The following is a 5,317-nucleotide window of genomic DNA, read 5'->3' on the forward strand; positions in this document are numbered from 1 at the left end:
CCTCTGGGTACTGGCGCACCAGCAGCAGCAAGGATACGTTTAGTGGCTTCTTTATCGCAAGCTAGTTCTACGCCCAGAATGCTGGTGTTGTCCGTCATTGTCGCCTGCATCCGCTTCTGGTTCACGCCGTAGCCTAGCTGAATCAAAAAGCGGGCTTCCAGGGACATCCAGGGAATACCTCTTTTTTCTGCTTCTTTGACGATCGCTTCCGTAGAAGGCCCTAAGGAAGCATCACGGGTAAAATCTTTCAGGTCTTGGATATCTTGCTCTAGTTCTGCCTTGGGATAACGGCCTCGGTCAACGATACTCTGGCACAGCCTTACTGCGGCTCGTCCAGCGTAGCGTCCCGCTTCCTCATTCAGATATTCGATTACTACTTGGTAAATTCCGGGTGTGGCAGTTTCGCGGGTGCGACCAAAGCCGACATGCATACCAGCTAATTCTTGGAGTTCTAAGGCTACGTGTTCTACTATGTGGCCGATCATAGTACCTTCTTTGACTCGCATCAGAAAACCACCGCGACAGCCAGGCGAACAATAGTGACCCTCCAGACTTGGCAGCGCCTCAACTAATCCTTCATAAAAGCCAGGGATTTCATTCGAGGGCGTCTCGGCAAGGGTTTCTAGATCGAGGCGCATGACGATCAGTTTGTGGCGTCGAATGCTCCAATAGTTTGGGCCGCGTAATGTCTGGATCTTGAGGATTCTCATGGGAATAGGTAGATGGAGATTCGGAACCAAAATTCTAGTTTCTTACTGGAATTGACCGCTAAACTGTTCGTTAGAAACAGTTTTTTCTTTTTACATGGTATTCTTATCATTTTTCTACGGTAAGAAATAATAAATGTGCGGTCAACTCAGTGTAACCTCAGATACTCTATCCCGTCAGCTGGAGATTCGGTGTACAGCAGGCAATACAGTCCGCTGGTACAAGTGGAAGCGATCGCCGTAGCTGAGGATATGGAGACGTAAATTATGTACGGTTAACGGTTCATTAGCACCGACATGGGGTTCGTTGGTATGGGTCAACTCAGTGGGATCAACAATGGTGACACTGCCTTTGCCCATAACTTGTAGCCAACCATCACGTTCAAACACTGCACAAGTATCTTCGTCAATGCCAATACCTAAGCGATCGGGATGAGCTGAGATCGCACTAATCAGTCGCCCCATCCGATTACGGTTGTGAAAGTGTTGGTCAACGATTACTTCCGGAATAAATCCCAAACCCGTTGCCATATCCACTAGGGAACGATTGGGCGTCTCTCCACTACCGCCGCCAGCAATCATGTGATGCCCCATCACCGCCGCTCCTGCACTGGTGCCTGCTAACGTAAGTTGCCCCGCCCTCACCCGCTGGCGAATAATTTCCATTGCTGGCGTATCTGCCAATACGCCACAAAGACGCAGCTGGTCTCCTCCTGTCAAAAATACCCCACTACAGGCTTCTAAGGATGCTTTGATCTGGGAGGCTTCACACTGTTCTCGTTCGCGGATGTCTAAAATCTCTACCTTCTGGGCACCCATTTCTTCAAAAATGCGAATATACCGACCACCGATGATGGCAGGTTCGCGAGAGGCAGATGGAATAATTGTAATATAAGCCTTACTAGCACCGGCGCGTCCAAAAAAAGTTCGTAGGATTTCGCGCCCATGAACTTTATCTTCTGCACCTCCGATAACCAGAACGGCGGTTTTAGTTGCTTGGGGTGTCCTCATTTCTAGCGATTTAGCTTGTAATTGCGGCATTTTGGTTCTCCTGTCAACAACTTCAGGTGAATTTAACAAGGTTCAGTTGCCTGATAGTTTTTGCGCTTTGCTTCTTTGAGAGGACACTTTTTGGAAGTTTGGAACTGGGGAAAGCCACTCTCCAAATTCTCGCTTAACGCTCGCGTTGCCTCAGTCTAAACGTGTTTGTTCTCATTCCTCAAAGCCAGTGCCTTGTTTTTCACCTGTCCACTTGCAGCAGGGCAAAATAGTCTTTATGTGGCTAGATTCCCCCTTCAGGGTTGGGGATGAGCAGTTAAGACTACGCTTTTTTCTGAGGCTGGCTCGATGCATCCTGGAAGTTGTTAACTTGATATGATTATTAATTTAAATGTAGTTGTGACAACATTTAAACATAAATTAAGTAATTAGAAAAACTTTTGATCCCATCTAAAATCCAGGAGATCCGGTAGTTTTAGATACTATTGATAAAGTTTAACTGGAGTTTAACCCGACCTTGGCTTGCTGATGTTTGCTAGACATTCAAATTTAAGATTAGTGTCCTCGAATACGAATAACTGTGCGCTTTGATATAGTTACGCTTTTTCCTGACTGTTTTAACTCTGTTCTCAATTCTGGGCTGCTAGGTAAAGCCTTAGCTAAACAGATTGCCGAAGTGCATCTGATTAATCCGCGGGACTTTACCACTGACAAACACCGAAAGGTAGACGATGAACCCTACGGCGGCGGCGTTGGGATGCTAATGAAGCCAGAACCTATTTTTACCGCTGTGGAGTCGCTGCCGATTCTACCCCGAAGAGAAATAATTTTGATGAGTCCACAGGGTCAAGCAATTAATCAACCTCTTTTGAAAGAATTGGTAACAAATTATGACCAGTTAGTAGTTATTTGTGGGCATTACGAAGGAGTGGATGAGAGGGTGTTACATTTGGTAACTCGTGAAGTATCTTTGGGCGATTTTATTCTGACTGGTGGGGAAATTCCAGCAATGGCTTTGATTAATGGCGTCGTGCGGCTGCTCCCAGGAACCGTGGCCAAAACTGAGTCCCTCATAGCAGAAAGTTTTGAAGAAGGGTTATTGGACTATCCCCAATATACTCGCCCTGCGAATTTTCGCGGTTTGAAAGTGCCTGATGTCTTGCTCAGTGGGAATCATGCCGCGATCGCAAAGTGGCGTTACGAACAACAAATTCAAAGAACCCGCGATCGCCGCCCCGATCTCTTGGAAAAATGGAAGCAGGGGGAGAAGGGGGAGCAGGGAGAGAATAATATATTTCTAACTCCTGACAAATGACAAATGACAAATGAACAAATGACAAAAATTCGTATTGGTAATGGCTACGATATTCACCAACTGGTGAGCGATCGCGCTTTGATTTTAGGTGGAATTCAAATTTCTCATGAACTTGGTTTATTAGGTCATAGTGACGCTGATGTACTTACCCATGCGATTATGGATGCCATGCTTGGGGCATTATCCTTGGGGGATATTGGTCATTATTTTCCTCCTAGCGATCCCAAATGGGCAGGAGCAGATAGTTTAGTACTATTAAATCAAGTACATCAACTGATTCGGGATCAAGGTTGGCAGGTGGGAAATATTGACTCGGTAGTAGTAGCAGAACGTCCAAAATTAAAACCGCATATTCACAATATGCGCGACAAACTAGCGGCAGTTTTAGAATTACAACAAAATCAAATTGGTATCAAAGCTACCACCAACGAAAAATTAGGCCCCGTTGGACGTGAAGAAGGTATATGTGCTTATGCAGTTGTCTTACTAGTTGCTTCAGAATAACTTTTTTTAGCTTCTGATAAAGATATTTCAGACTGATTAAGATGGAAATAAATTTGAAACTATGAAAGTTTTTAGAAAAATATTTCTGGTAATTAAACGTTTTTGGTTGCCGATAATTCTAACTTCAGCAACAGCACTTACACTTACCGCCTGCAACCCAGCTAACTTCAAAAGTGCAACTGCTCAAGTACCACAATTAGTAAGTGCTATTCTCAGCGATCCCAAAACTTTTAATTATCCTCTCAGTCAGGAGGTTCCGAATGTTTTTCCTCTGATTTATGAAGGATTAACTACTGAAAACCCCATAAGTGGGAAAATCGAGCCTTCTTTAGCGGAATCTTGGGAAATTTCGGATGACAAATTACGGTTTGTTTTTACTCTACGCCAGGGATTGAAATGGTCTGATGGGAAGCCTTTAACAGCTGATGATGTAGTATTTACCTTCAACGATATTTATCTTAACGAAGCGATTCCCGCAGATGCTAGAGATGTGCTACGGATTGGTGAAAGTCGGGCATTGCCAAAGGTACGAAAAATCGATGATCAACGGATTGAATTTACGACTCCAGAACCATTTGCACCATTCTTAGGAGCTTTAGGACTACCAATTTTGCCTGCCCATACCCTAGATAAATTTGTAAAGACAAAAGACCAAGATGGTAAGCCAATATTTTTGTCAAAATGGGGCGTTGATACTCCTCCAGATCAAATTATCGTCAACGGCCCTTACAAGCTAGAGCGCTACGATACCAGTCAGCGTGTAGTGTTTAGGCGCAACCCCTATTATTGGCGCAAAGGGCCAAAAGGAGAATCCCAGCCTTATATTGAAAGGATTGTGTGGCAAATTGTAGAATCAACAGATACATCCTTGTTACAATTTCGTTCTGGCGGATTAGATACTGTGGGAGTCTCACCAGATTATTTTTCTTTGCTAAAGGTGCAAGAAGATCGGGGAAATTTCAAAATTTTCAATGGTGGCCCTGCAACTGGTACAACGTTTATTTTGTTCAATTTGAATAAAGGTAAAAGGGATGGAAAACCACTGGTTGATCCAGTCAAGTCGCGTTGGTTTAATACTGTAGAGTTTCGGCAGGCAGTAGCCTATGCGATTGACCGACAAACAATGATTAACAATACTTTTCGGGGTTTGGGTAAACCACAAAATTCACCCATTTCCGTGCAAAGCCCTTATTATCTGTCGCCTGAAGAAGGCCTAAAAGTTTATAACTACAATATACAAAAGGCGAAGGAACTGCTACTAAAAGCAGGATTCAAATATAACGACAAAAACCAATTAATAGATGCTCAAGGAAACCGCGTCCGCTTCTCGTTGCTCACCAATGCTGGAAACAAAATCCGTGAAGCAATTGGATCGCAGATTAAACAAGACTTGAGTAAAATTGGTATTCAAGTCGATTTTACTCCTCTAGCGTGGAATACTTACACAGATAAGCTGTCAAATTCATTAGACTGGGAGGTTTCTATGCTGGGTCTGACTGGTGGTTTAGAACCAAATGATGGAGCTAATGTCTGGTCTCCTGAAGGGGGATTACACATGTTTAATCAAAAACCCCAAGCAGGACAAAAGCCAATTCAAGGTTGGGAAGTAGCTCCTTGGGAAGCAGAAATTGCTAAGTTATACATTCAAGGAGCAAGGGAATTAGATCCAGCAAAGCGGAAAGAAATTTATGCCGAAACCCAAAAGATTACCCAAGAAAATTTACCGTTTATTTATCTAGTTAACGCTTTATCAATGTCAGCAGTGCGTAATCGCTTTGAAGGTATTCAATAC

General features: G+C 43.8%; 5 protein-coding genes. 3 read left to right on the plus strand and 2 right to left on the minus strand.

Annotation, left to right across the window (positions count from 1 at the left end):
* Together IQ229_RS11610 and IQ229_RS11615 are read right to left on the minus strand one after the other, a co-directional pair.
* A partial coding sequence (locus tag IQ229_RS11610) for a cyanophycin synthetase family protein (RefSeq protein ID WP_409339924.1) occupies nucleotides 1–710 on the minus strand: 710 nt, incomplete at its 3' end.
* Between the two features lie 174 nt (nucleotides 711–884).
* Complete coding sequence (locus tag IQ229_RS11615) at nucleotides 885–1,748, minus strand: cyanophycinase (protein ID WP_179068376.1); 864 nt, start codon at nucleotides 1,746–1,748, stop codon at nucleotides 885–887.
* A 538-nt stretch (nucleotides 1,749–2,286) separates the two neighbouring features.
* Here IQ229_RS11615 and trmD point away from each other — a divergent pair.
* The 3 genes from trmD to IQ229_RS11630 all read left to right on the plus strand — a co-directional run.
* A complete protein-coding gene (gene trmD, locus IQ229_RS11620; RefSeq protein WP_194043850.1) occupies nucleotides 2,287–3,021 on the plus strand; it encodes a tRNA (guanosine(37)-N1)-methyltransferase TrmD in 735 nt (244 codons plus the stop codon).
* An 18-nt stretch (nucleotides 3,022–3,039) separates the two neighbouring features.
* On the plus strand, nucleotides 3,040–3,525 hold the full coding sequence (gene ispF, locus IQ229_RS11625) for a 2-C-methyl-D-erythritol 2,4-cyclodiphosphate synthase (RefSeq protein ID WP_194043853.1): 486 nt from the start codon (nucleotides 3,040–3,042) through the stop codon (nucleotides 3,523–3,525).
* Nucleotides 3,526–3,586: 61 nt separating this feature from the next.
* Nucleotides 3,587–5,317: ABC transporter substrate-binding protein (locus tag IQ229_RS11630; RefSeq protein ID WP_194043852.1), on the plus strand; the 1,731-nt coding region annotated here is incomplete at its 3' end.

Source organism: Nostoc cf. edaphicum LEGE 07299 (assembly GCF_015207245.1).
Taxonomy (GTDB): domain Bacteria; phylum Cyanobacteriota; class Cyanobacteriia; order Cyanobacteriales; family Nostocaceae; genus Nostoc; species Nostoc edaphicum_B.

Excerpts from the sequence above, each read along its gene's own strand:
- IQ229_RS11615 (WP_179068376.1), bottom strand. The coding sequence starts at position 1,748 with ATGCCGCAATTACAAGCTAAATCGCTAGAAATGAGGACACCCCAAGCA.
- ispF (WP_194043853.1), top strand. The coding sequence starts at position 3,040 with ATGACAAAAATTCGTATTGGTAATGGCTACGATATTCACCAACTGGTG.